The organism is Pseudomonas sp. YeP6b (assembly GCF_025642995.1).
GTDB lineage: Bacteria > Pseudomonadota > Gammaproteobacteria > Pseudomonadales > Pseudomonadaceae > Aquipseudomonas.
In genome coordinates, this window is sequence record NZ_CP080090.1 from 4,455,592 (window position 1) to 4,481,152 (window position 25,561).

Sequence of the window (25,561 nt, forward strand, 5' to 3'; positions counted from 1 at the left end):
TCAGCGCGCGTCCGCAGGCACGACACGGCCGCGGTGCAACACCACTTGCTGGTCCAGGCGCGCGGCGATGCGCGGGCTGTGCGTGACCATCAACAGGCTGGTGGGGCTGTCGCGCAACAGGTCGAGCAACAGTTGCAGCACTTCATCGCTGGTGGCTTCGTCGAGATTGCCGGTCGGCTCATCGGCCAGCAGCAAGCCAGGGCGCGACGCCAACGCACGCCCCACCGCAACCCGTTGCTGTTGGCCGCCGGACAGTTGCTCGGGATAGCGCCTGAGCAAATCGCCCAACCCCAGGCGCTCCACCAACTGCGCCTGCCACTGCGGATCAAAGCGCCCCGCCAACCGCGCCTGGAATGCCAGGTTGTCGTCCACGCGCAAACTGCCGATCAGGTTGAACTGTTGGAACACCAGGCCGATTTCAGTCCGCCGCCAGTGGGCCAGCTGCGCTTCGCTGAGTTGGTCCAGGCGCTGCTCGCCCACCTGAATGCTGCCGCCATCCACCTGATCAAGCCCGGCCACCAGATGCAGCAATGTGCTTTTTCCGCTGCCGGACTCGCCCATCAGCGCCAGGCTGCTACGCTCACCCAGGAACAAGTCAACGCCCGCCAGCACTGCAAGCGGGCCCTGCGGGGTGGCGTAGCTTTTTAGGACACCTTGCACCTGCAACATAAGAACGCTCGTTCGAAGGACTCCGAACGAGCATAACGGCTGACCGTCGGCCCTACGCAAATTTTTCACATGGATTTCACTGCTTGCCCACCCTCGCCCCTCTAAATTGCCCGCCACGCGCCGATACTCGGCAACTTATTAGTTGCCAGCCACGGCAACTTTTAACCGCCAGATGTTCAGCAAAAAGACAGCAGCCCTGTGACAGCCTCCCATTCCCTTATGGGAATTCGTCAATGCGTTGCGCCTACTTAATAAAAAACACTGCTGACAGTGCCCATGGTGAATGATGTGGTTGACCTTACTCTGACCAAACCGCGCTCACGCCGGGGCTATTTCAAAAAAATGCAAAAGTGGTGGGCGGGTCTCGCCGTCATTGCCCTGCTGCTCACCGCTTTCCTGATGTGGCCGTCATCGCCGCGTGACCTGGGCGTCGGCAATCGCTTGCTGACCTCACAAGTGCTGCCCGCCTGGCGCGACGGCGACCTGATTGTGCTGGTGCGCCACGAAGAGCGATGCGACCGCTCGACAAACCCCTGCTTCGGTTCACCTGAAGGCCTGACAGTCTTAGGCACTCAACGCGCCCAAGAGCTGGGCAAGGCCTTTACGAAGCTGGGCATGGGCTACAGCGATGTGCTTGCCAGCCCCGCCCTGCGCACCGTTCAGACCTCGCAGTTTATGTTCGGCAAAGCAGCCGATCTAACTACCAGCGAAAAAGCTATCTGCGGCAAGGACATGGGCGAAGAACTGCTCAGCCACAAACAGCCCGCACGCAACCTGGTTTTTGTCACCCACAGTGGCTGTATCGCCGATTTCGAAACCACGCTGGGCTTCCCCCGCGCGGCGTTCCCTCAGTACGGCAGCGCCCTGTTCATACGCGTAAAAACCAACGGCAAGTTCGAGACACTGGGCATCATGAACAGCCAAGCCTGGGCCGCCGTACTGAAAAAGCTCTAACACTTTTTTACATATATCACGTCCCATGTTCAGGAATACGACAGGCCTGCTCTGGCAAGTTTAGTTGCACCTGTTACTTCTGGACGTCATGAATACTTTCATCGACTTAGTGAACTTTGTGATCCTTTCTACTCTTACTAACCTGCCCCCTTACTTCACCTTTAAACGTCAAGGAGCGACGTTTTCATGACCCGCCTGAAACCCTTACCGCTATTGTTACTGGCCTTCGCCGTGTTTTATCTATTGCCCATGGGCCTGCACGGTTTATGGACCCCGGATGAAACCCGCTACGCCCAGATCAGCCAGGAAATGCTCCTGAGCGGCAACTGGGTCGCACCGCACTTCATGGGTGTGCGCTATTTCGAAAAACCCGCTGCCGGCTATTGGCTGATCGCCCTTGGCCAGGCAGTGTTTGGCGAAAACCTGTTCGGCGTGCGCATCGCCTCGGCGTTGACCACCGGCCTGAGCGTGATACTGGCTTACCTCATCGCACGCCGCCTGTGGAACGACCCACGCAAGAGCTTCGCCTGCGCCCTGCTCTACATGAGCTTTGGGCTGGTGGCCGGGCAAGCGGGTTACTCCAACCTCGACCCGCAATTCACCTTATGGGTCAACCTCAGCCTGGTTGCGCTGTGGTTTGCGCTGGACAACCGCACCTCGCGTGGCCGGATAGGCGCCTGGGCAGTGCTGGGCGTGGCCTGCGCCATGGGTTTTATGACCAAGGGCTTTCTGGCCTGGCTGTTGCCCGTGCTGATTGCCGTGCCGTACATGCTTTGGCAGCGACGCTTGGGTGAATTGCTGCGCTACGGCCCGATCGCCATTGGGGTCGCGCTGCTGCTGTGCCTGCCGTGGGTGTGGGCGATTCATCTGCAGGAACCGGACTACTGGCGCTTCTTTTTCTGGCACGAGCACATCCGCCGCTTTTCCTCCGACAAAGCACAGCATGCGCGGGCCTGGTGGTTCTTCCTGCCGATCATGGTCGTGGCGTGCCTGCCGTGGGCGGCGTTGTTGCCAAGCACAGCGCTCAAGGCCTGGAAAGACAAAGGCCAGCCGGCGATTATTTTCCTCGGCTTGTGGTTGCTGCTGCCCCTGGTTTTTTTCAGCCTGAGCAACGGCAAGCTGCCCACCTACATCATGCCGTGCCTGCTGCCGCTGGCGTTGCTGATGGGCCATGCCGTGACCGACCTGATCAACCGCGGCAAAATCCGCGCCCTGCGGGTCAACGGCCTGCTCAACCTCGCCATCGGCGTGGCTGCGATGGCGGCACTGATTTACCTGCAAATCGATGACCCGCTGTACAGCAACAGCCACGCTGAGATGTACAGCCTGTCCCTGACCTTTATCGTGCTGCTGGGTTGGATACTGGCCAACGTGCTGCAAGCCTTCCGCCCGCTGACGCTGTGGGCCATGCCCGCACTGGGCATCGGCTTGCTGGTCGCCCTACTGCCGGCTGGCATGCCGGAAGAAGTCACGGATACCGCAATGCCCGATCAGTTCGTCCTCCAGCATCTGGATGAACTGCAACAAACCCATGCTCTTATCAGCAATGAACTGGGCTCGGCGTCCGCATTGTCCTGGCGACTGCGGCGGCCTGAAGTGGCTTTTTATGACACCCGGGGCGAACTGAGCTACGGCCTCAAATATGCGGATTCGGTGCACCGCAAAGTCGATCTGGACAGCATTCAGACCTGGCTCGCCGATGCGCGCCAGCAAGGTTCGGTCGGGGTGCTGATGCGCGTCAGAAGCACCAGCGAGCATCGCGAAGAAGGGCAATTGCCGCCGGGAGGCAAGCGCTATCGCAAAGGCGCCATGCTACTGATCATCTACCCGAAAATTCCTTAACGTTACGCCCACGGCGAGTAAGCCCATGAGTTTCTGGAAAACCGAACGCGGCGCCCTGGTGCTGCTGCTGGGCGTCTCGGCGCTGCTTCTGCTGCTGGGGCTGGGCAGTCGCGACCTGTGGGGGCCGGAAACTCGGTGGGCCAACATCGCATTGCAGATGTTGCAGAGTGGCGACTACTTCGACCCTTATCTCAAAGGCGCGCCGTACTACGACAAGCCGCTGCCGTCCTACTGGCTGATCACCGCCTCTGCCAACCTGATGGGCGGGCTTGGCCCGTGGTCGCTGCGCCTGTCGTCGGTGATCGCGGCGTGGTTGAGCGTCTGGCTGGTGTACCTGATCGGCGAACGCCTGTTTCGTAAAGGCACCGGGCTGATCGCCGGCTGGATGCTGGCCACCACCTTCTACTTTCTGTTCTGGGCGCGGGTCGCCACCGCCGATGTACTGACTGTGTGTGGCGTGCTGGCGTCGGTGTGGTGGTATTGGCGCGGGCCGGATGACACCCGGCTGGGGCGCTACACAGTGTTTTTTCTGCTGCTGGCGGCGACGTCACTGTTCAAAGGCTTGATCGGCTTTGTGCTGCCGGGCCTGGTGCTGTTGCCGCACCTGCTCAGCGAACACCGCTACAAACGCCACCTCAACCTGCGCCTGCTGCTGGCGATGCTGATTGCCGCGGCGTTCTATGCGATTCCCTTCGTGCTGTCGCATGTGTATGGGGCGCCGACCTACGGCGAGAGCGGCCTTGACCTGGTGTTCAAGGAAAACGTGGTGCGTTTTTTCGACCCGTTCGACCATATGGGGCCGATCTACACCTACCTGATCTATCTGCCCGCCTACACCCTGCCCTGGGCGCCGTGCTGGCTGCTCGGCGTGTGGCTGGCGCTGCGTCACTGGCGCCAAACGCCACCCAACGTGCGCTGGCTGGTATGGGGCCTGGGCCTGCTGTTTGTGTTCTTTACCGCCAGCGGCAGCCGCCGCAGTTACTACGTGCTGCCGCTGGTACCGTTTGCCCAATTGTTGGGCGCCTGGTGGCTGAGTGAACGCCTGCAGAAAAAACCGGCCAGTTGGCCGCGCTGGCAAAAGGGTTTTGGCATCACCGCCGGGTTGTTGCTGTTGGTGCTGGGCGTGCTCTACCCCTGGACCACCGGCAATGGCGGCGTAACCCGCTTTGCCGAGGATGTGCAAGCCGAGGCGGTGAAAAGCGCGCCGTGGAATCAATGGCAGATGGTGCTGGTGGAGGTCGATAACAAGTTGCCGATGTACCTGCAAAATGGCGGCAAACCGTTCTACTACGTGAGCGAGAACCAAGACTTCCCGCGCCAGGGCGACAGCGCCGCACTCATGGCCTGGCTGGTAAAAACCAGCGGCCAGGGGTTTGACCCGCAGCACACCATCATCGTCGCGCAGTACTCCAAGGACGACCCGACGCCGTTGGCCTACCTGGGCGCGGATCACAAGGTGATTACCACGCAGCCGGACAATGGCGAGCGGCTGTTTCAGAAACGTTCAGGCGGCAGCGTGGCATTCATTCCTGTGCCACGCTGACAGGCCCCATCAGAGGCCGCGGGCATTCATCAGTGTGTGGAACGCCGCCAGCACCGCCTGCGGTTTTTCCAGCCTCAGTGGGTGGCCGTACGCGCCCAGGGCGACCTTCGCGAACACGACGCCCACTACGCACGCACCGCCGAATTTCTGCACGCAGCAGCTGGCAGTGTCAGCCAACCTGTGGGCCGGCGTGGGGTTGGTACGCGTCGGTGACTATCAAAGCCTCCACCCGCAGAGCGCTATTACTTTTGGTGTAAAGCGGAAAAACCTTTATTGGCGAACTGTCCCACCCGGGCCGCTTCAGAGCCCGGGCGCGTGTAATGGACGCTCGATAGAAACGCTTCAGAAATAAGGGGAACCCAAATTGACAGACCATCTATCTTGCCGTTATCGGGGGTCGACTCTTCGCCACCTTTTCTGTCGATGATTTGCAGCACTCGCTCTGCAGTAGCAGCAAGATCAGCTCTGACGGAAGGAGGGAGAGAGGCGCGCTCCCAATCCCCGCCTACTCGCGACTTGAAGGCGTCCAGTTCTTCATCATTCAGGGCCGCGCAAAGCCCCTTGAACAAAGGGCCCGCTGTAATTTCTGCCACCGTGCGCTTGTCATCAATCGCTCGGCCGATGGAAAAACTCTCCAGCGCGTCATAACCACGCCTACCGAACGCCATCAGGCGGCCCGCTTCGGAGGAAGAACGATGGGAGCCGACAGTGTCCAAAAAACCATCTCCAATCCGCGCGCTTCCGACCCTTTCTACGCCGGCATCGTTATCAATGTAATTAACCACACGTGCCAGGCGAAACATGGCGTCAGCACGAGATTGGGGGTCAGTATTGTCGGAGCTAAAGTCACCCACCTGCCCCTTCAGATCATCAATCAATGTAGCCCTGCGCGCCTGACCTTGCGCACTTCTATCCCAACTCGCCGAGAGTATTCCCCGGCTCAAAATTGGGTTGTCGTAGTAGACCTCCATTGCTGAGCGATGATCATCCGCGGGCCTGGCTTCCTCGCGCGAAGGCAGGTTCGACACGTTGAGTTCACCTAGCACTGCCGGGGGCTTTGGCGAGAGTGTAGACACCGTACGAACGGGGTTTGTATCGAAGGTTAACGTTGGGGTTTGCGCATTGGGGTGGCTGGTTTTATGCGCGTGATGATAAAAGCCTTGAGGCTGAGAATTACTAACGGACAGGGTCATATGCACCTTCTTGATCAACATCTTGCGGCGTCCAGACGGGTACGCCGAGCTATCGGTGATAGCTGTCTGTGCGGTGGTCAGGACACTGAAGGTGGTTCCACTGAATGTACGACTGGATTTTACGCCTGCGAATGCTCCATACCCTCGGCTGATTCATCAGTGTGTACCTTGGGGTTAGTGGCATTTGGTCATGGTTTGTAAAGGGCCAGTAAGCTGTGTCTCTTTTAATTGCAGAAAGAAGACTTGAATCTTCGAAATTGTGGTGAGCTGCTACCTAAACACTGTAAAAAAATGTGGGAGCTGGCTTGCCTGCGATGGCATCAACGGTGTGTCACTGATACACCGAGGTGTCTTCATCGCAGGCAAGCCAGCTCCCACATTGGCCATGCCCAGTACTCAAATTCGGCGGCGTCGGTTGAGTTGAGGGATGGCGGTTTGAGGCACTTCCACCTGTTGCACCTGTGTCGCAGTGCAAGCCGCGAGCTGCGCCAGTGTCGGCTGGCTGAACAAGGTTCGCGCATCCACCTCCAACCCAGCCTTACGCATCCGCGCTACCAGATTCACCGCCAGCAAAGAATGCCCGCCCAGCTCGAAGAAGTGGTCGTGGCGCCCTACCCGCTCCAGCTTCAACACATCCGCCCAAATGCCTGACATCAAGGTTTCCACCTCGCCCACTGGCGCTTCATAAGCGCGGCTGACCACTGCATCCAACCCAGGTTCGGGCAGTGCCTTACGATCGAGTTTGCCCGCCGGGTTGAGCGGCAACACATCAAGCTGCACAAAGGCCGCCGGCACCATATATTCCGGCAATTGCTCCAGCACATAGGCGCGCAAGGCATCCAGGCCCGGCGCTTGCCCACGCAGGGTGAAGTACGCCACCAAACGCTCATCACGAATCAGCACCGCCACTTCACGCAATGCCGGGTGCGCCGCCAGGCGTGACTCGATTTCACCCAGCTCCAGCCGCACGCCGCGCAGCTTGACCTGGAAGTCATTGCGCCCCAAGAACTCCAGGTTGCCGTCCGGCAGGTAACGCACCAAGTCGCCGGTGCGGTACAGCCGGTCACCGGCCACAAACGGGCTGTCGATAAAGCGCTCGGCGGTCATCTGCTCCAAGCCCAAATAACCCCGGGCCACGCCAACGCCGCCGATGTGCAATTGGCCGCTGACGCCCATCGGCACTGGCGCGTCGTGGTCGTCCAACACATACAGACGCGTGTTGTTAATCGCCCGGCCAATCGGCAGTTGCACGGCAGGCACAGGCTCGCCGGGTTCCAAGGTCCAGGCGCTGCTGTCCACTGTGGCTTCGGTAGGGCCATAGACGTTGTGCAAACGCACCTTGGGCAAGCGCGCCTGCACGCCACGGGCCAGAGCTTGGGTCAGTTCGCCGCCGCCGCACAGCACGTCGGTGAGGCTGGTGCACAAGGCCGACTCTTCCAGCTCGAGGAACTGCTGCAACATCGCCGGCACGAACTTGATCACCGTGACCTGCTGCTCGCGAATCACCTGCGCCAGGTAAGCCGGTTCACGATGCCCATCGGGCCGTGCAAGCACCAGGCGCATACCGTTGGCGAGCGGCCAGAACAGTTCCCACACCGAGCCGTCGAAGCTGAACGGCGCACGCTGCAGCAAGGCGCCGCCTTCTGCATTTGGGCACAGCTGGGAGCCCCAGCGCATCAGGTTGCCCAGGCCGCGGTGTTCGATCATCACGCCTTTTGGCGTGCCGGTGGAGCCCGAGGTGTACATCACGTAGGCCAGGTTGGCGACGGTCAAGCCGGGCACCGAAGGATTACCGATGGGCGCCTGCCTCCAGCCGTTGTGGTCAAAATCGATCACCGGGATAAACACCTCGCCTGGCAGCTCGCGGGTGGCGGCGTGCACCAGCAGCGCCACCGGTTGGCTGTCGTTGAGCATGTAGGCCAGGCGCTCGCGTGGGTAGCCTGGGTCGAGCGGCACATAGGCGCCGCCCGCCTTGAGAATCCCCAGCAAACCGACGACCAGATCCAACCCGCGCTCGACGCACAGCGCCACCCGCGAATCCGGCTGCACCCCGCGCTCACGCAGGTGGAAGGCGAGCTGATTCGCACGTTCGTTCAGCTCGCGGTAAGTCAGTTGTTGCTCGCCAGCCTGCACCGCGATGGCATGCGGGATGTGCCGCGCGCGGGCTTCGAACAACGCCGGTAGCGTGAGGGTCTCGGGATAGTCAGTGTCGGTGGCGTTGAAGTCCACCAATAGCCTGTGCAGTTCGCTGGCAGGCAGCACCTGCACGGCGCGCAATGGCGTGCTGGGTGCGTGTTCAAGTGCATGCGCCAGGCCGTGCAAGGCCGTGTCGAGGTAGCCCAGCAGGCGCTCTGCGCCGACCTTGTGCGGCGCCTTGGCCTTGAGGCGAAAGCCGCTGGCAATGTCGTCAACCGTGAGCATCAGCGGGTAACTGAGGATGTCTTCGCTGCTGAGCAAGGCAATGCCCGGCACCAGGTTCAAGTCTGTGTCGGCAGAGGTGTGGCGGTAGTTGAGCAGGCTGTTGAACAGCGGCGACGCGCTGCTGCAACGCTGAGCCAACGCGAGCGAGGCCTGTTCATGGGCGAGCAAGGCGCTGAGCTGCACGTGGGTGTCGTGGAGTGCATCGAGCACGGTTTGCTCGGCCAGGCGCACGCGCAACGGCAAGGTGTTGATGAACATGCCCAACGCGCGGTCGGCGCCCTCGCCCGCCTGCAAACGACCCAGCAGTACGGTGCCGAACACCACGTCATCGCGGCCCGCGACGCGGCTGAGCACGTGCGCCCAGGCCAGGTGAAACAGGCTGGCCGCACTCACACCCAAGGCTCGCGCCTGCGCCCGCAAGCGTTGGTTGAGGGACTCGCTGAGCGGCTGTTCGAACGCTTCAATTTCAGCCCGATCCACCTGGCGGTCCTGCAAACCGAACGCCAGAGTCGGCTCGTCAATATCGGCCAGGCACTCACGGAAGAATGCCTCGTGCGCAGCCTGACGCGCGGATGAACGAGCGTGCGCGACCACATTGCGATATGGCACCGGCGCCGGCAGTTGCGCCTGCTGGCCGAGCAGGTGGGCGCGGATTTCATCCACCAGCACGGTGGTCGAGGTGGCGTCGTTGACCAGGTGATGGAAGCGTAACTTAGCAATCCAACGCTGGTTGTGCGGTTCTTCGGCGTAGTCCAGGGCCATCAAGGGCGCCTGGCGCAAATCCAGCGGTGCAGGCTGGGCGCGCAGGGGTTCAACCCGCAACTGCGCTTCGCGCCATACCACTTGCATCGGCTGCTCAAGGGCATCCCACACCAGGCTGGTGCGCAGGATGTCGTGACGGTTGATCACCTGTTGCAAGGCTTGGGCAAACGCATCCAACTGCTCGCGGCTGGCAAAGCTGAACATCGCGTGTTGCTGGTACGGATCGCGTTCGTCGGTGAGGTGGTGATACAGCAAGCCTTCCTGCAACGGCGCCAGCGGGTAGATTTCCTGCACATTGGCAGCGCCTCCTGGAATGCCCGCGACGATGCGATCAAGGCTGGCCTGATCCAGCTCGGCCAGCGCGAGCTTATCTGCCGTGATGTGAGTGCAACCCAGCGGAATTCGATTGGCTGGCACCTGCTCTTCGCTGCCGACACTGGCTGCTGCCAGCGCCGCGAGGGTCGGCTGGCCGAACAATACCGGCACGTCGGCGCGCAACCCGGCATCACGCATGCGCTGCACCAGTTGCACGGCCAGCAGCGAGTGCCCGCCCAGTTCGAAGAAATGGTCGTGGCGCCCCACCTGCTGAACCTGCAGCAGCTCGGTCCAGATCTGCGCCAGGGTGGTTTCCGCGCCCTCGTGCGGTGCTTCAAACAGGCGCGTGACGAACGCGGCTTGCGTGGGTGCAGGCAAAGCCTTGCGGTCGAGTTTGCCGTTGGCGGTGAGGGGCAACACGTCCAGCCTCACATAGGCAACGGGCAGCATGTAGTCCGGCAACGAGGCTTGCAGATGGGCGCGCAGCGCTTCGATATCAACGCTGTGCTGCTCGATAAACCAAGCCAGCAATTGCCCTTCGCGACACTGCACCACGGCTTCCTTGAGCGCCGGATGGGTGGCCAACGCGGCTTCGATTTCGCCCAACTCGATCCGCACGCCACGGATTTTCACTTGGTCGTCATTGCGCCCCAAGTAGTCAAGGTTGCCGTCCGGCAGCCACCGCGCCAGATCGCCGGTGCGGTACATGCGGCCATCATTAAAGGGATCTTCAAGGAAACGCTCGGCACTCAGTTCAGGCAGATTCAGGTAACCCCGCGCCACACCCTTGCCACCGACGTACAACTCCCCCGCCACGCCGATGGGCACCGGGCGTTGATGCTCATCCAGCAAGTAGACTTTGGCATTGGCCACAGGCGCGCCGATATGCAGCGGCCGGCCCGCCTCGACACGCCCGGAAGTGGCGACCACCGTGGCTTCGGTGGGGCCGTAGTTGTTGATCACCTCGAAGGTCTGCGCCCGAGGGAAGGCGCGCAGGCGGTCGCCGCCGATCAGCAAGGTGCGCAGGGTCGGGTGATCCAGGCGCTGGCTGAACGCGTACTCGGCCACCGGTGTCGGCAGGAAGCAAACCTCCAACGGCTGCGCGCGCCACCAGCTCAGCAGTGCATCAAGGTCCAGCGCGTCATCCTGTGCCGGCGGCAAGTGCAGCGTCGCGCCTACACACAGCGCCGGCCAGACTTCCCAGGCCATCGCATCAAAACCAAACCCGGCCAGGCTGGCGGTGTGGCTGCCCGCGTGCAGGTTGAACGCCTGGCAGTGCCAGTCCGCCAGGTTCAACACGCTGTGATGCTCGACCATCACGCCCTTGGGCAGCCCGGTGGAGCCGGAGGTGTAGATCACATAGGCAAGGTTGGACGGCGTGACCGCGACGCGCGGGCTGTTGGCGAGGTACACGGCCGGGCCGCCCAGGCGGAGCACCGGAACATCCAAGGCAGGCAGGCGATGCAGTAAATCCTGCTGGGTCAGCACCGCCACGGGGGCGCTGTCGTGCAGCAAATAGTTCAGGCGCTCGGCGGGATGGGCCGGGTCCACCGGCACATAGCAGGCGCCGGACTTGAGGATCGCCAACAGCCCGACCAAAGTGTCCAGCCCGCGCCGGGCCACAATCGCCACGCGGTCATCCGGCTGTACGCCGTGCTCCAGCAGTTGCTGGGCCAAGGCGTTGGCTTGTTGGTCGAGTTGGGTGTAGGTCAGTTGCCGGCCCTGAAACACCGCCGCTACGGCATCCGGTGTACGCGTGGCCTGGGCTTCGATCCGCCCGTGCAGGGTTTGCGTCGCAGCGTTGGGCTGCGCGGTGGCGTTCCACTGCTGCAACTGCGCCTGTTCGGCCGGCGTCACCAGGCAAAACTCAGCGACTGTCAACGCAGTATTTTCCAGCCCTTGCTCCAGCAGCCAGCTAAAGCGCTGCGCCAACGCCTGCACTTCGTCGTGCTTGAAGTACGCCTCGTTGTACACGCAGTGCAGGCACGCGGTGGCTTGGTAACGGTTGCTGCGCAGGTGGATAGCAATCGGCAGCGGTTCATGGTGGTTGGACACCTTGATCGCCCGGGCCTGCACCTGGCCGTAACGCAGGTCGTGGTCGTCCTGCTCGAAGGACACCGACAGATCGAACAACTGGCCGCGCCCGCTGCGGCGCAGGCCCAGCTCCCGGTTCATCTCGCTTAAAGGAAAACGCTGATGGCGCAAATCCTGTTTGAGCTGGTCGCGCACGCCGCGCACCAATGCGCTGAACGACAGCTGTTCGCTGAATTGAAAACGCACCGCACTGACCTGGGTGAACAAGCCCACAGTGGCGCGAAACCGCGCGTTGGAGCGGTTAAGAATCGGCAGCCCCACCACCCACTCATCACGCTGGCTGGTGCGGGTGAAATACACGTACATCGCCGCCAGCAACACATGAAACGCCGAGGCTTGGTAACGGTTGGCCACTTGCTCCATGCGGTTGAGCAGCGCCACCGGGAACGCTTCTACGAAGGTGTTGCTCGGCGCTTGGGCGGTGTGCCGGGGCGTCAATAACGGCTCGGGCAGTTGCTGGTACTTTTCCAGCCAATAGGCGCGGTCGCGGGCGTAGCGGGCGGATTGGAGGTAGTGCTGGTCGGAGTCGATAAAGTCGATATAGGACGGCGCCTGCGGCTCCGGTTGCCGGCCGTGTTGCAGGTCGGTGTAGAGGCGCGCCAGGGATTGCAGCATCTGGCCAAAGCCCCAACCGTCGAGGATCAGGTGATGGGCCTGGGTGCCGAGGCGGTAATGGTCTTCGTCGAGTTTGACCAGGAAAAAACGAAACAGCGGCTCGCCGGCCATGGCGTAGGGCCGGGCCATTTGCGCCTGCATCAACGCCTGGGTCGCGGCCTGCGGGTCTGGTCGGGCGGAGAAGTCGTGCTGCGCTACCTCTACCGCCAACGCCGGGGCGAAGGTTTGCCGCGCCAGGCCATTGGCGTCGCTGTGCAGCTGGGTACGCAACGCATCGTGCTTGGCCACCAACAATTCGACGGCGCGCTGGATCAAGTCCGGCGCTATGGCACCAGCAAAATCCACATAACCACCAATGTTGTACAGCGGCGAGTCGCCCGCGCGCAGTTGGTCGAGCCAGATGTCCTGTTGGGCGGCGGTGAGGGGGAAGCTGGCCGGCAAGCTTGCGAAGTGGTGCATAAGATCCTTCTCATGGGTGTCAGGCACTGGCCGCGCAGGGTGGCCCATTACGACGAATGTGCCGGATTTGAGCATGGGGGTCGGGGGCTGTCTGTCACCCGAAACCCGGACATCCAAACGGATAGAAACGGGCTTGGCTGAAGGTTCATTGCTGAAACGATTAAAGGGCTGTAGGAGATTGGCTATATCTGGCCGATGTCAGCTCGCCGAACGATTGCCATTAAATTATTTTCTCATTATTAATCAACTAGTTAATTAACTATAAAAAATCCACTGCGCTTTTCGTAGGCGGAATACCCCGTCAGAAACGTCGAATTAATGACGTGGTTTTTATGTCAACTTGTGTCCCTCGTTTCCGCTACATACGTAGGACAAATCCCTATGGCTAAATAAAATCTCGAACGCCGAGTAACGTTCAAGCAGTACGGAGCGACCCGACGCGGACCCAGGGTGCCCGTTGACGGTTTTCGACATCAAGGATGAGATGGCTATGAGTCTGACCCGTAGTATTGGCGACACCCACAGCCCGCATTTTTATGCCGAAATGGGAGAGTTGATTTCAAACAGCGGCCACCAAGACTTCGCTGCCAACATGCTGCATTTGGTGGACAAGTGGGTGCCCATTCATCTGGTTGACCTCAGTGAATGGACCCTGGATGAACTGCGCGACAGCGTGCGCGAGATCAAGCTGCTAGGCAGTGCCGGGCTGAAAAAGGATGTATCTGCGCCGCAGGCTGTACACCCGCTGAGGGACCACCCACTGCTGCGGCAAATGCTGCGCATGCAGGACCCGCTGTTGATCCAGTTGAAGGCCAAGACCAACAGCGAACACCCGCGTGGCAGTTCGCACCAGTGCAACCTGGTTTCGCGCCAGGGCAATCGCCGCTGTGTGATTTCGTTCTATCGCCTGCCGACCCAGCAGGGGTTTTCCCTGGCCGAGTTGTCGTTTCTCAAATGCCTGTCAGACACCCTGCTGCCGCTGATGGAGCGGCATGCGCAGATCCTGCGCCAGGCGTCGCACAACGAGATTGAGCCGGCCCACAACCCACTTGAGCAATCGCAGTTGCAGCGCGAGTTCTACAAGCGTTTGTCCCTCAGCGATATCACCCTGTCGGCGCGCGAGCAGGAGGTGTGCCTGGGCCTGTTGACCGGCGGCACCGTGCCGCAAATGGCGGAAAAACTCAGCGTGAAAAACAGCTCGATCGAAACCTACCTCAAGCGCGCTGCTGCCAAGTTGGGCGTGAGTGGCCGGCATGGTTTGGCCAAATGGATGGTTGGCGCCTGATGAATAAATGGATGCTCACCAGCGTAAGCATGGCCTGGATGCTCGGCGGCTGTTCGTTGATCCCCGAGTACCAACGGCCGGCGGCGCCGGTGCCTGTGCAGTACCCCCAAGGCGGGGTCTACAGCCTGGCGCAGGCCGGTGCCGTGGCGGTTACACCGGACTGGCAACAGCTGTTCCACGACACGGCCTTGCAACAGCTGATTGGCGCGGCACTGGTCAACAACCGCGACCTGCGTGTCGCGGCGCTGAATGTGCAGGCCTTCCAGGCGCAGTACCGGATCCAACGTGCAGACCTGTTTCCGGCCGTGTCGGCCAGCGGTGCCGGCAAACGCCAGAAGTTGCCGGGGGGCGTGACTGGCACGGGCAAGTCCGCGATCACTTCCAACTATTCCGCCACCCTGGGGCTCAGCGCGTATGAACTGGACCTGTTCGGCCGTGTGCGCAGCCTCAGCGAAAAGGCGATGCTCACGTATTTTGGCACCGAAGAAGCACGGCGCAGCACGCAACTGAGCCTGGTGGCCAATGTGGCGAATGCCTACCTGACCTGGCGCGCCGACCAGGAACTGCTGGCCCTGGCCCAGCAGACGCTGGTAGCCAACGACCACAGCTGGCAACTCACCAGCCGCAGCAAAAACGCGGGCAAGGCTTCAGCGCTGGACGTGGTGCAAGCGCGCACGGCCGTGGAAAGCACCCGCGCCAGCGTGGCCCGATACGAACGCCAAGTCGCCCAAGACCTCAACAACCTCGCCCTGCTGGTGGGCGGCCCGGTGGATGAAAACCTGCCATCGCGGCCACTCGCCGCTGACTGGGTGGCGCGCGTGCCGGCCGGTTTGCCCTCAGACCTGCTGCAACGGCGCCCGGATATCCTCCAGGCCGAATATCAACTGCAGGCGGCCAACGCGAATATCGGTGCGGCCCGCGCGGCGTTCTTTCCTTCGGTCACCCTCACCGCCAATGCCGGCAGCGCGAGCAAGGAGCTGTCGGGGCTGTTCAAGGGTGGTTCGGGCACCTGGACCTTCCAGCCGCAGATCAACCTGCCGATCTTCAACGCCGGCAGCCTGCGCGCCAGCCTCGATTACGCGAAACTGCAAAAAGACATCAGCGTGGCGCAGTACGAAAAGTCGATCCAGACAGCGTTTCAGGAAGTCGCCGACGGCCTCGCTGCCCGCCAAACCTTCAACGACCAGTTGGAGGCGCAACGCGATTTCGTCGCCGCCAACCAGGCTTATTACGACCTGGCCCAACACCGCTACCGCAGCGGCGTGGACAGCAACCTGACGTTTCTCGATGCACAGCGTTCGTTGTTCAGTTCACAACAGGCGCTGATTGTGGACCGGCTGGCGCAGTTGGTGGCGGAGGTGAACCTGTATACGGCGTTGGGTGGCGCATGGGGGGATGCGTCGGTGCTGTCACGGCGCTGAGGTGATTAATGCGCAATCACCGCCTCCGCTTCAATCTCGATCAACCACTGCGGCAACGACAACCCGCTGACGATGATCCATGAAGACGGCGGCGGGTTATGCGGGAAACGCTGGCGAAGGGCTTGCGCGATCGGCTCCTGCTGATCACGCGCAGGCTCGGCGATGTACAGCCGCAGCATGATCACATGGGCCAGATCGCCGCCGACCTCGGCCAGCACCTTTTCGATATTGTCTAACGCGGTGGCGGTTTGCTCGGCGATACCAGGCCCGACGGTTCGCTCTTCGGCATCCACACCCACCTGGCCGGAAAGCAGGATGCGCCGACCATCAGGCACTTCGATAGCCTGGCTGAAGCCGTATTGCAGGGAGTTGAATACCGTTGTGGGGTTGATGACCTTACGTTGCATGACGAGTCCTTGTTGTCGGTGGGGAAACAAGGCTAACCCAAAGGCTTTGCTCAATCTGACGGTTCAACATCCAGCAACATTTTGGCAGAGCTGTGTCGGGCGTATACCGTCGCTGAATAGAGCGGTGGTCCCTTGTGGGAGCGCGTTTAACTGCCAGCTCCGCAGTGCTCTGGTTTGCTGTGGGAGCTGGCTTGCCTGCGATGCAGACACCTCGGTCTATCAGCGAGACACCGTTGATGCCATCGCAGCGGTGCGGCGGCGTTGGGTCACCCGCCAGACCTTATTGCCCACGTCATCCGCCACCAGCAGCGCGCCCTGTGCGTCCAGGGTCACTCCCAGTGGCCGACTTTGAGCTTCACCTGCGGCGTTGAGAACACCAGTCAGGAAGTCGATGGGCGTGCCAGCGGGTTGCGGTTCTACGAACCGTGCTCACCGACAAACACACCATTGGCAAACGCCGCCGGCATGCCACACGCATCGGAGAAGGTCAGGCCGGCACCGCCATCGGTGGCGCTTTCAGGCATCGGCGGGCGATTGCTTTCGGCGACCAATACATCGCCACTGGGCTGGTGTAGACCCCGCGCGGGTGATCGCGATTGTCGGCCAGGGCTGTGCCCTACGTCACCCGCCACACAGACTACTCTTACACAGGTTTCGGATTTCATCCGACCAACTGGTTAACAGCTCTGTCATACGCTGCCACACGGCGCCAGTCCTGAAGAGTGTGAGGTGTCACAGGCAGTACTCAAGATTAGACAGTGCCAATGGCCAACATTGAAGCAACCCAATATAAGGATACGACCCCATGATTCGTTTTGTTCGTAACACTCTTCAAACCACACTGTTCACCGCAGGGCTGCTGCTTGGTACCAACGCAGCATTCGCACAAACGCCGGCGCCTGATGCTCAAGCCGCCACCCAGAGACAAACACTGCAGGCTGAAATAACGCGCGAGGGTCTTAAACGCTTTACTGCACCGGGTTACAAACCCGGCCGCGTCGAACATATCGTGCTGTTTCGCTATAAAGATACGGTCACCGACAAACAAAAAGCCGAGGTCAAAAAACGTTTTCTGGCGCTTGAACAGATCGCCAAGCGGTCAGGCAAGCGTTACATCACATCCATCATCACCGGCAAACAGAACAGCGGCGAAGGTGTAGACCATGGGTTTGAACAAGCCTTCGTGGTGCGCTTCAAGTCCGAGGGTGATCGAAATTATTATGTGGGGGCGCCGATTGTAGAGGACGCGAAGTACTACGACCCTAAGCATGCCGAATTCAAAACGTTTGTCGGCCCACTGCTTGCCGAAGGCCAACAGGGCGTACTGGTCTTCGACTTTGCCGCTGACAAGCACTGATCGGCGCGCGCAGACAGGGGTGGATGAGACACTAGATCGAGCGTGTTCGCTGGCCTGGCATTAATTCCCCATCGCCAAGCTATGGGGCGAAAACCCTGCAAACTGCCACCTCAACGCCAATGCCGCCGGGCGGCGCACCATATGTTCAACGGTCACCGTCCACAACCGCTGCGCGCCCTCAAACGCCGCCACTTCGGGGCCGCTGAGGATCAGTGAGGTGCGCCCGGCAATCTGCAGCACGTCGCCCGACTCGAAATCGATAAACAACAACCCCGCCACCGGGTTCGCCGACAGGTTGCCCAAGGTATTGAAGAACAGGTTGCCGGCGAAGTCAGGGATGGTCAGCACGTTGCCGTCGACGCGCACAAAACCGGTATTGCCGCCGCGATGGGAGACGTCTACCGAACGTTGGCCTTGCACGTCAACGAAGCTTGCGACGAAGAAGGTGTCGGCGTTTCGGATCATGGCCTGTGCCGTATCATCCAGACTGTTGGAACGCTCGGCCAGGGTGCCGGGTTTACGCGCAATCGCATCGACCGGGCGCAGTTGGATGTACTTGGGGCAGTTGCCGAACGTGTGCACCACGTCGACCGAGAAACCCTCGTGATCGAGGCGGCCGATGCGGCCATTCATGCGGTTGCGGCGCCGGGTGTTGAGGTCGATGCCCAGCAGGCCCACAGACCCGCCACGGAGTATTGCAGGCAGCGCCGGGTCACCCTTGGACGGCATGCTGTCGACCTGTAACGTCTGCGGATCCGGTGAATGGGCAAACCCCGGCGCGCCTTCCAGCAGTGTCGCCCACGGGATGCCCTGTGCATCCACCGCACCGAGCACCAGATAAGGCAGCAACGGATAAAAATCCCGATGCTGTTCCGGCAAATGATCACGGATCACCTTGGGCCCAACCACTGCCATGCGCTCGGCAACGCCGGCACTTTCCTGCATCTGCCGTTCGCCGGCATGCCAGGGGGATTGTTCGATCAGGTTCATGGCGATCACCTCATAGTGGATGGGCCCAGGCTAAGCTCAGCCACCCATCGAGAGAATACCCACGCCAGGCAATCCACTATTACGCCAACTGAAATGCCGGATGTTCACGCAGCGCCGCCACGCAGTGGTCGACAAAACTGCGCACGCGCATCGGCGCATTGCGGCCCTCGCGGTAGACCACGTGCACCGGCAACGGCGGCCCTTCAAAGGCTGGCAACACGCGGCGCAATTGGCCGCTCACCCGATGTTCGTGAACCGGGTAGCTCAGGCAGCGAATCAACCCTGCACCGTGCACGGCCGCATTGATCGTGCCTTGCACCGTGGCGCAACTCAGGCGCGCGCGGGTCTTGAGTGAATAACCTTGAAAGTCCCAGTGCACCCGATCGGCGTTGGCGATCAGGTGGTGACGCTTGAGGTCATCGGGGTGCATCGGCTCACCATGAGTGGCGAGGTAGCCGGGGCTGGCGCAAAGGATAGGCCGCACCTGCCCCACCGACCGGGCGATCAGCGACGAACTGGGCAGTTCGCCCACCAGTACCGCCACGTCCAGCCCCTCTTCGTGCAGGTTGGGGTAATAGTCGTGATAGCGGGCGACGAGACGCACGTCAGGGTAACGGTCCATGTAAGCCGCCAACACCGGCGCCATCACGTAGCGGCTGAACAGCACCGGCAAAAATACCTGCAGATTGCCCTGGGGCTGCACGTGCAAGCCCTTGGCCGAGGCCTCGGCGGCGTCCACGGCGGCCAGTAGGCGCACACAGTCGGTCATGTAGGCGTTGCCCGCCTCGGTCAGGCTCACACCCTGCGTCGTACGCAGCAGCAAAGGCACGTGCAGGCGTGCTTCCAGGCGGGCAATCGCGCGGGCCAAAGTCGGGCCAGAGACCTGCGCATAACGCGCCGCCGAAGCCAGGCTGGGTTGCCCGGCAAGCGCCGCAAACAGCTGCATGTCGCGATAACGTTCCATTAGGCGCGCCGCTCCATCAGCCGCGCTGCTTCATCGCCGGGTTCAGGGCCGCGTCCTGCCCGAGGCGATGGGTGAGGAAGTCGACAAAGGTGTGGACCTTAGCCGGTACGCGGCCGCTCTTGAGGAACACCACCTGGATCGGTAGCGGCGCCGGTTCAAAATCCTCCAGCACGATCTCCAGCTCCCCTGCCGCCACCGAAGCCGCGACCTGGTAGGACAGCACCCGCGTCACGCCCCAACCCAGCCGCGCCACGTTAATCGCGGCATTGTTCGCCGTGACTACCAAACGCGGTTCGATGGGCACCGTCAGCGGCTGGCCGCCGTCGACAAACCGCCATTCACTCACCAACTGGCTGGAGGACGGGGTGACGACCTTCGCTTCACGCAGCTGCTCAGGCCGCGACGGGCGCCCGTGCTGGTCGAGATAACCGGGCGCGGCGCACACCACTCGGCGCACTTCGCCGATCTTGATCGCCTGCTGCCCCGGTTCCTGCAAATGGCCGATACGCACGGCCACGTCGACGCCTTCATCGGTCATGTTGATCACGCGGTCGACCAGCAAGGCGTTGATATTCACCAGGGGAAAGCGGTCCAGGTAATCGCCCAGCACTGGCGCCACATACAGCTCGCCGAACAGCACCGGCGCGGTCACCGTCAAGTGCCCACAGGGGATGGAATAACTGCCTGCCGCGGCTTCTTCAGCTTCATCCAATTCGGCGAGGATACGCCGACAATCTTCCAGGTAACGCTGACCGGCCTCGGTCAAGTGCAAGCTGCGGGTGGTGCGTGCCAGCAGTTGAGTGCCGATGCGTTGTTCCATGGCGGCGATGGCCCGGGTCACGCTCGGCGGCGAAGTGTTCAGGCGGCGCGCAGCAGCGGCGAAGCCCTCCTCCTCGGCCACCGCGAGAAACACCTGCATTTCATGAAATCGGTCCATCGGCGTTCACTCTAATAGCTACAGGGTATTCACATTACTGTGCTTGCAGGCCAACGGCCGTGCGCGGCATGCCCACGAAGCCCGGCAATGCTTCAATGCTGGTAAGCCAGGCGCGCACTTGAGGGTAGTCGGCCAGTGACACATTGCCTTCCGGCGCGTGGGCCACGTAGGTGTAAAAGGCGATATCGGCAATGCTCGGGTGTTCGCTGGCCAGGAAGCGGCTTTGGCTCAGTTGCTGCTCCACCAACTTCAACAGGGCGTGAGAGTGGTTGATCGCGGTGACGGTATCAACATCGGCGCCAAACACCACGGCCAGTCGCGCCGCAGCCGGCCCAGCGTGAAGTTGCCCGGCAGCGGCCGACAGCCAGCGCTGCACGCATGCTTGGCCGACAGGATCGGTCGGCAGCCACTGGCCGTTGCCATAGGTGTTCGCCAGGTAGACTAGGATCGCATTGGAATCGGCCAATACGGTGCCGTTGTCGTCAATCACGGGCACCTGGCCAAAGCTGTTGAGGCTGGCGATAAAATCCTGGGATTTCTGGGCGCCTTGCTTGAGGTCCACCAAGATAAATTCCTTGGGCAAGCCCAACAACGACAGCATCAGCTCAACCCGATGAGAGTGGCCGGACAGCGGGAAACCATAGAGTTTGATCGCAGGCTGAGACATGAAAGGCTCCAAAGGTGGGGGATCGAGGCCTGGCATAGTCTACCGCCGCCCTGATCGATGGAATCACCAGGATTTACAATCCAGTATTTCACCGGGTGAAACAATCATTCGCCAAATAATTCCACGATCAGATTAAACAACGTGGTTTTCACTGCGCTGTCCAACTCAGTCCAGGCCAGCCCGGTGCTGGCCTGATACGCCCCCAGCTCCAAGTGCCGCGACACACAATTGGCCGGCAATGCCCGCGCCGCTTGCTGCGGCAACACTCCAACGCCCAGCCCTGCCGAGACCAGCGCAAGCATGGTGGTGAACTCGCCCAGTTCCGAGGCGATGTCCAGGGTGATGCCCAACGCGTGGATAAACTCGTCGTAAAACCCCGGCGCGTAACGCCGCGCGAGGATGTACACCGGCACGTTGAGCAAATCCGTGGGCTGGAGGGTTTCCTGGGCCGCCAAGGGATGATCGATGGGCAAGGCCACGCAAAAGCTTTCGCGCAATACGGCGCGGGTCTGCACGCCAGGGTGCGCGGCGGGCAGGCGCATCAGGCCGAAATCCAGCTGGCCGTTTTTCAAGGCCGCGGCTTGATCGGGGCCGGGCATGTCCTTGAGCTCCAGTTCGATACGCGGGTAGCGCTGGTGCACCGCGCGGATCAACGCCGGCAACAGCTGCGGCAGCACCGAAGACACAAACCCCAGGCGCACCCGGCCGATTTCGCCACGGCTGGACGCCCGCGCCGCATCCGCCGCCCGCGCAGCCTGGTGCAACGTGGCCTGGGCTTCAGGCAGGAACGCGCGCCCCGCTTCAGTCAGCGTCACCGAGTGGCGATTGCGATCCAGCAGGCGCACACCCAGGCCACTTTCCAGCAACTTGATCTGCATGCTCAGCGCCGGTTGCACGATCGACAGCTGCACCGCCGCGCGGCCGAAATGCAGCTCCTGGGCGAGCACCACAAAGGCGCGCAAGTGCTTTAGCTCCATAAAGCCTTCCTGGTTATCACAGAATTTGATCACTCAATCATAAATGAACATTGGACCTGCAGCCCTCGCAGGAGTGAAGTGAAGCCCATCCAAGCAACCCTAAAACGGTTTTGCTTATAACACTAAGCACGCCAGGAGAGCCGCCTCATGCACAGCGTTTTAGACACCTTCCGCCTCGATGGCCGGCTCGCGCTGGTCACCGGTTCCAGCGCCGGTATCGGCCTGGCGATTGCCCGTGGCCTGGCGCAGGCCGGTGCGCGGGTGGTGCTTAACGGGCGCAACCGCAGCACCTTGCGCGATGCAGCGGCCACGCTGACGTTGGAGGGCCTGGAGGTGCACACCCAGGCGTTTGACGTGACCGACAGCGCGGCGACCCAGGCCGCTGTGGCCGATATCGAAGCGCGCCTGGGGCCACTGGAAATCCTCGTCAACAATGCCGGCATGCAACGCCGTGGCCCGCTGGAAGACTACAGCGAGCAGCACTGGCGCGAGCTGATCAGCACCAACCTCGACAGCGCATTCTTCGTTGGCCAGGCCGTGGCACGGGTGATGATCCCGCGCAAACGTGGGCGCATCATCAATATCTGCTCGGTGCAAAGTGAATTGGGGCGCCCGGGGATCGCGCCGTATGCGGCGAGCAAAGGCGCGTTAAAAATGCTCACCAAGGGCATGGCCATCGATTGGGGCCCGCATGGGTTAACGATCAACGGCATCGGCCCTGGCTATTTCAAGACCGAACTCAACGCCAACCTGGTGGCCAACCCCGCGTTCAGCGACTGGCTGGAGCAACGCACGCCAAGCCGCCGTTGGGGCGACGTGGCCGAGTTGGCCGGCGCTGCCGTCTTCCTGGCCAGCGACGCCGCCAGCTTCGTCAACGGTCATATTCTGTACGTCGACGGTGGTATTACTGCGTCGCTGTAACCCGGAGAGCCTTATGCACGCTATCGTTTGCCATGCCTCAAAAGACCTGCGGGTCGATCCCCTGGACGAACCGCAAACCCTCGCCCCCGACCAACTGCGCGTACGCATCGCCCGTGGCGGTATCTGCGGTTCGGATTTGCACTACTACCAGCACGGCGGTTTCGGCACCGTGCGCCTGCGCGAGCCGATGGTGCTCGGCCATGAAGTGTCGGCGGTGATCGACGCCGTGGGCAGCGAGGCCGGGTTGTTCAAGGCTGGCCAGCGCATTGCGGTGTCGCCATCACGCCCGTGCGGCGGTTGCCGGTATTGCCACCAGGGCCTGCCGAATCATTGCCTGAACATGCGTTTCTACGGCAGCGCGATGCCCTTTCCGCATATCCAGGGCGCGTTTCGCCAGAGCTTGGTGATCGAGGCCCATCAGGCCCATCGACTGGCCGACCACGTCAGCCTCGCCGAGGGTGCACTGGCCGAGCCCTTGTCAGTGGGCTTGCACGCGATTCAACGTGCCGGCGCGGTGTTCGGCAAACGCGTGTTGGTGACCGGCTGCGGCCCCATCGGCAACCTGCTGATTGGCAGCCTGCGCGCCGCCGGTGCCGGTGAAATCGTGGCCGTGGACCTGTCCGCCAGCGCCCTCGCCTGCGCCGAAAAAATGGGCGCCACACGCACCCACAACCTTGCCGACGGCGCCGATGCGCTTAAGCGCTACAGCGCCGAAAAGGGCTACTTCGACGTGATGTTCGAAGTCTCCGGCAGCGCCCAGGCTCTGCGCAACGGCCTGGAATGCATCGCCCCACGTGGCGTCCTGGTGACGGTGGGCTTGGGCGGTGATGTGTCGTTGCCGTTGAATCTGCTGGTCAGCCGCGAGATTGATACGCGTGGCACGTTCCGCTTCCATTCGGAGTTTGCCCAGGCGGTGGACTTGCTCAATCGTCAGATCGTGGATGTGCGCCCGGTGATCTCCCATACCGTGCCGTTTGGCGAGGCGGTCAAGGCGTTTGAGTTGGCGGCGGATAAGACTCAGGCGATGAAAGTGGTGCTGGATTTTGGTGTGGCGGATTTGGATTGAAGCCTTCCCGCTAAACCCTGTGGGAGCTGTCGAGCTTTAGCGAGGCTGCGATAACAGTGGTTCAGTCAACTTATTCGGCGACTGATACACCGCTATCGCAGGCAAGCCAGCTCCCACATTTGAGCTGAGTTGGCTGCTCTGTCAGCGTTCTTCGAGACGATCGCGCAAAAACCGGTGGCTCGTAGAAAACAGCCGCCGGTACGTGAGCAGCACCGCTCCCACCGTACCCAGCGCCGACGACGCGGCAATCAGAAACATGATCACGATCTGATACCGCACTGCGTCCACCGGGCTCTCCCCCGCCAGCACCTGGCCGGTCATCATGCCGGGCAGGCTGACGATGCCGACCACGGTCATCTGGTTCAACGTGGGGATCATCCCGGCGCGCACCGCCTGGCGAATCGCTTCCTGGGCGGCTTCCCAGCGTGAACCGCCGAGCGCCAGGATCATCTCGATGGTATTTCGCCCGGAGGTCAGTTCCTGGGTCATACGCTCAATCCCCAAGGACACACCGGTCAGGGTGTTGCCAAGGATCATCCCCAAAATCGGAATCGCATATTGCGGCTCGTACCACGGGTGGATGCGGATCACCGCAAACAAACCCACCGCCGTGACCAGCCACGAGCTGCCCCACACCGACAGGATGCTGTCGACCCGTTGCCCGCGATAGGTCCTGCGCCCACGCCCCGCCGCCGACAGGCCGGCGATCAAGGTCATTGCGCACATCAGCGGCAGCACCACGTACCAGTACGCGAACTCGAACACCCAGCCCAGCAGATAACCGATGGCCAACAGTTGCACCACAGTGCGCACCGCCGCCCACAGCAATTGTCGACCAAGGCCCAGGCGCAACAGCAATGACAGCGCGCCGTTGATCAGGATCAGCGAGGCAGCGATGCCCATGTCCAGCGCGGTGAGGTTTTGATAGTTCATGGCTGTGCCGCTCCACTCAGCACGCCCGCGCTCATGTGCAGGTGGATGGCGCTCATGCGTTGGGCCTGGTCGAGGTCGTGGGACACCCAGATGAAAGCGCGCGAGTTATCGCCGGCAAACCAGGCGTCGATCAGCGCTTCCACATCACGCGATGACGTGGGATCGAGGGCGGCAGTAGGTTCATCGAGCAACAGCACTTCGGGGTTCAGTTGCAAGGTGCGAATCAACGAGACCACCTGGGACTCACCGCCCGACAAGTCACCGGCGTTTTTCTGCAGAAACTCCGGGGCTTTACCGGCATGCTCCAACAGCGTGGTGACGGCCTGCAAATCGAAGCTGCGCTTGCGCAGGGTCTTGAGGCTGAAGGGAAAACGCAGGTTGTCTTCCACCGTGCCTTCAAGCAGCGCCGGGCGTTGCGACAAGTAGCTGATGTGGCTGCGGTAGTGGGGAATCTCTGCATTGGCGATTGGTTGGCCATTCCACAAAATCTGCCCGGCGCTGGGCGCATCTAGCAGCGCCAGCGCGCGCAGGAACACGCTTTTACCCGAGCCGGAGGAGCCGGTGATCGACACGCGGTCGGCGCGGTTCAGGGTGAAATCCGTGGGGTGGAGCAAGGCCACTTGACGGCGCTCATCCCGGCGCGTGAGGGCGCGGGTTTCTATCAGTGCGCTCATGGACGCGGTGTTCCTCTTAAATCCTGTTGGTGCAATGGTGCGGCAGGTGCACGAAGATTTCATGAAAAAATTCAAACTATCGCCCTTCATGTCGT

At 61.6% G+C, this 25,561-nt stretch carries 19 protein-coding genes; 8 read left to right on the forward strand and 11 right to left on the reverse strand.

The window, feature by feature from the left end; translation table 11 throughout:
• The gene (locus KZH41_RS19965) at positions 1–669 is read right to left on the reverse strand and encodes an ABC transporter ATP-binding protein (protein WP_242150905.1); all 669 of its coding nucleotides are present in this window, start codon (positions 667–669) and stop codon (positions 1–3) included.
• 276 nt (positions 670–945) lie between these two features.
• Between KZH41_RS19965 and KZH41_RS19970 the strand changes: the two genes are divergently transcribed.
• The 3 genes from KZH41_RS19970 to KZH41_RS19980 all read left to right on the forward strand — a co-directional run bounded on the left by KZH41_RS19970 (position 946) and on the right by KZH41_RS19980 (position 5,008).
• Positions 946–1,623, forward strand: a complete 678-nt coding sequence (locus KZH41_RS19970; RefSeq protein WP_242150908.1) for a histidine phosphatase family protein — start codon at positions 946–948, stop codon at positions 1,621–1,623.
• Positions 1,624–1,809: 186 nt separating this feature from the next.
• Positions 1,810–3,465, forward strand: coding sequence for a lipid IV(A) 4-amino-4-deoxy-L-arabinosyltransferase (gene arnT, locus KZH41_RS19975; RefSeq protein WP_263273562.1), 1,656 nt, complete (start codon positions 1,810–1,812; stop codon positions 3,463–3,465).
• Positions 3,466–3,490: 25 nt separating this feature from the next.
• On the forward strand, positions 3,491–5,008 hold the full coding sequence (locus KZH41_RS19980) for an ArnT family glycosyltransferase (protein WP_263273563.1): 1,518 nt from the start codon (positions 3,491–3,493) through the stop codon (positions 5,006–5,008).
• Between the two features lie 242 nt (positions 5,009–5,250).
• Here the strand turns inward: KZH41_RS19980 and KZH41_RS19985 are convergent, their stop codons facing one another.
• Complete coding sequence (locus KZH41_RS19985) at positions 5,251–6,222, reverse strand: hypothetical protein (protein WP_263273564.1); 972 nt, start codon at positions 6,220–6,222, stop codon at positions 5,251–5,253.
• 375 nt (positions 6,223–6,597) lie between these two features.
• Positions 6,598–12,867, reverse strand: a complete 6,270-nt coding sequence (locus KZH41_RS19990) for a non-ribosomal peptide synthetase (RefSeq protein WP_263273565.1) — start codon at positions 12,865–12,867, stop codon at positions 6,598–6,600.
• 490 nt (positions 12,868–13,357) lie between these two features.
• Here KZH41_RS19990 and KZH41_RS19995 point away from each other — a divergent pair, with 490 nt between their 5' ends.
• Both KZH41_RS19995 and KZH41_RS20000 read left to right on the forward strand, forming a co-directional pair.
• Positions 13,358–14,152 (forward strand): helix-turn-helix transcriptional regulator, encoded by a 795-nt coding sequence (locus tag KZH41_RS19995; protein WP_263273566.1) that lies wholly within the window; start codon positions 13,358–13,360, stop codon positions 14,150–14,152.
• On the forward strand, positions 14,152–15,573 hold the full coding sequence (locus KZH41_RS20000) for an efflux transporter outer membrane subunit (RefSeq protein ID WP_263273567.1): 1,422 nt from the start codon (positions 14,152–14,154) through the stop codon (positions 15,571–15,573). The genes KZH41_RS19995 and KZH41_RS20000 overlap by 1 nt, the downstream gene beginning before the upstream one ends.
• A gap of 5 nt (positions 15,574–15,578) precedes the next feature.
• On the opposite strand, the gene KZH41_RS20005 is transcribed toward KZH41_RS20000, so the two are convergent.
• A complete protein-coding gene (locus KZH41_RS20005) occupies positions 15,579–15,980 on the reverse strand; it encodes a RidA family protein (RefSeq protein ID WP_094951534.1) in 402 nt (133 codons plus the stop codon).
• Between the two features lie 805 nt (positions 15,981–16,785).
• Between KZH41_RS20005 and KZH41_RS20015 the strand changes: the two genes are divergently transcribed.
• The gene (locus KZH41_RS20015) at positions 16,786–17,337 is read left to right on the forward strand and encodes a Dabb family protein (protein ID WP_094951533.1); all 552 of its coding nucleotides are present in this window, start codon (positions 16,786–16,788) and stop codon (positions 17,335–17,337) included.
• Positions 17,338–17,397: 60 nt separating this feature from the next.
• On the opposite strand, the gene KZH41_RS20020 is transcribed toward KZH41_RS20015, so the two are convergent.
• The 5 genes from KZH41_RS20020 to KZH41_RS20040 all read right to left on the reverse strand — a co-directional run bounded on the left by KZH41_RS20020 (position 17,398) and on the right by KZH41_RS20040 (position 21,872).
• Positions 17,398–18,327, reverse strand: a complete 930-nt coding sequence (locus KZH41_RS20020; RefSeq protein ID WP_242150931.1) for a pyridoxamine 5'-phosphate oxidase family protein — start codon at positions 18,325–18,327, stop codon at positions 17,398–17,400.
• Between the two features lie 79 nt (positions 18,328–18,406).
• Entirely contained in the window at positions 18,407–19,291 is an 885-nt protein-coding gene (locus KZH41_RS20025) for a LysR family transcriptional regulator (RefSeq protein WP_263273568.1), read from the reverse strand.
• Between the two features lie 16 nt (positions 19,292–19,307).
• A complete protein-coding gene (locus KZH41_RS20030; RefSeq protein ID WP_094951530.1) occupies positions 19,308–20,228 on the reverse strand; it encodes a LysR family transcriptional regulator in 921 nt (306 codons plus the stop codon).
• A gap of 34 nt (positions 20,229–20,262) precedes the next feature.
• Complete coding sequence (locus KZH41_RS20035) at positions 20,263–20,895, reverse strand: glutathione S-transferase family protein (RefSeq protein ID WP_094951529.1); 633 nt, start codon at positions 20,893–20,895, stop codon at positions 20,263–20,265.
• Between the two features lie 104 nt (positions 20,896–20,999).
• Positions 21,000–21,872, reverse strand: coding sequence for a LysR family transcriptional regulator (locus tag KZH41_RS20040; protein WP_242150942.1), 873 nt, complete (start codon positions 21,870–21,872; stop codon positions 21,000–21,002).
• Between the two features lie 147 nt (positions 21,873–22,019).
• Between KZH41_RS20040 and KZH41_RS20045 the strand changes: the two genes are divergently transcribed.
• Both KZH41_RS20045 and KZH41_RS20050 read left to right on the forward strand, forming a co-directional pair.
• The gene (locus KZH41_RS20045; protein WP_242150945.1) at positions 22,020–22,793 is read left to right on the forward strand and encodes a glucose 1-dehydrogenase; all 774 of its coding nucleotides are present in this window, start codon (positions 22,020–22,022) and stop codon (positions 22,791–22,793) included.
• Positions 22,794–22,806: 13 nt separating this feature from the next.
• Positions 22,807–23,859, forward strand: coding sequence for an L-idonate 5-dehydrogenase (locus KZH41_RS20050; protein WP_242150948.1), 1,053 nt, complete (start codon positions 22,807–22,809; stop codon positions 23,857–23,859).
• A gap of 141 nt (positions 23,860–24,000) precedes the next feature.
• On the opposite strand, the gene KZH41_RS20055 is transcribed toward KZH41_RS20050, so the two are convergent.
• Both KZH41_RS20055 and KZH41_RS20060 read right to left on the reverse strand, forming a co-directional pair.
• A complete protein-coding gene (locus KZH41_RS20055; RefSeq protein WP_094951525.1) occupies positions 24,001–24,792 on the reverse strand; it encodes an ABC transporter permease in 792 nt (263 codons plus the stop codon).
• Positions 24,789–25,466: an ATP-binding cassette domain-containing protein gene (locus KZH41_RS20060; RefSeq protein ID WP_263273569.1), complete on the reverse strand. Its 678-nt coding sequence runs from the start codon at positions 25,464–25,466 to the stop codon at positions 24,789–24,791. The genes KZH41_RS20055 and KZH41_RS20060 overlap by 4 nt, the downstream gene beginning before the upstream one ends.
• Positions 25,467–25,561 lie beyond the last annotated feature (95 nt).

Bases quoted from the DNA above. Each gene is read 5' to 3' on its own strand.
- KZH41_RS20020 (WP_242150931.1), bottom strand. From the start codon at position 18,327: ATGAACCTGATCGAACAATCCCCCTGGCATGCCGGCGAACGGCAGATG.
- KZH41_RS20040 (WP_242150942.1), bottom strand. From the start codon at position 21,872: ATGGAGCTAAAGCACTTGCGCGCCTTTGTGGTGCTCGCCCAGGAGCTG.
- KZH41_RS19995 (WP_263273566.1), top strand. From the start codon at position 13,358: ATGAGTCTGACCCGTAGTATTGGCGACACCCACAGCCCGCATTTTTAT.
- KZH41_RS20055 (WP_094951525.1), bottom strand. From the start codon at position 24,792: ATGAACTATCAAAACCTCACCGCGCTGGACATGGGCATCGCTGCCTCG.
- KZH41_RS20015 (WP_094951533.1), top strand. From the start codon at position 16,786: ATGATTCGTTTTGTTCGTAACACTCTTCAAACCACACTGTTCACCGCA.
- KZH41_RS20005 (WP_094951534.1), bottom strand. From the start codon at position 15,980: ATGCAACGTAAGGTCATCAACCCCACAACGGTATTCAACTCCCTGCAA.
- KZH41_RS19965 (WP_242150905.1), bottom strand. From the start codon at position 669: ATGTTGCAGGTGCAAGGTGTCCTAAAAAGCTACGCCACCCCGCAGGGC.
- KZH41_RS20050 (WP_242150948.1), top strand. From the start codon at position 22,807: ATGCACGCTATCGTTTGCCATGCCTCAAAAGACCTGCGGGTCGATCCC.
- arnT (WP_263273562.1), top strand. From the start codon at position 1,810: ATGACCCGCCTGAAACCCTTACCGCTATTGTTACTGGCCTTCGCCGTG.
- KZH41_RS20000 (WP_263273567.1), top strand. From the start codon at position 14,152: ATGAATAAATGGATGCTCACCAGCGTAAGCATGGCCTGGATGCTCGGC.
- KZH41_RS19980 (WP_263273563.1), top strand. From the start codon at position 3,491: ATGAGTTTCTGGAAAACCGAACGCGGCGCCCTGGTGCTGCTGCTGGGC.
- KZH41_RS20025 (WP_263273568.1), bottom strand. From the start codon at position 19,291: ATGGAACGTTATCGCGACATGCAGCTGTTTGCGGCGCTTGCCGGGCAA.
- KZH41_RS19970 (WP_242150908.1), top strand. From the start codon at position 946: ATGGTGAATGATGTGGTTGACCTTACTCTGACCAAACCGCGCTCACGC.
- KZH41_RS20045 (WP_242150945.1), top strand. From the start codon at position 22,020: ATGCACAGCGTTTTAGACACCTTCCGCCTCGATGGCCGGCTCGCGCTG.
- KZH41_RS20030 (WP_094951530.1), bottom strand. From the start codon at position 20,228: ATGGACCGATTTCATGAAATGCAGGTGTTTCTCGCGGTGGCCGAGGAG.
- KZH41_RS19985 (WP_263273564.1), bottom strand. From the start codon at position 6,222: ATGTTGATCAAGAAGGTGCATATGACCCTGTCCGTTAGTAATTCTCAG.
- KZH41_RS19990 (WP_263273565.1), bottom strand. From the start codon at position 12,867: ATGCACCACTTCGCAAGCTTGCCGGCCAGCTTCCCCCTCACCGCCGCC.
- KZH41_RS20060 (WP_263273569.1), bottom strand. From the start codon at position 25,466: ATGAGCGCACTGATAGAAACCCGCGCCCTCACGCGCCGGGATGAGCGC.
- KZH41_RS20035 (WP_094951529.1), bottom strand. From the start codon at position 20,895: ATGTCTCAGCCTGCGATCAAACTCTATGGTTTCCCGCTGTCCGGCCAC.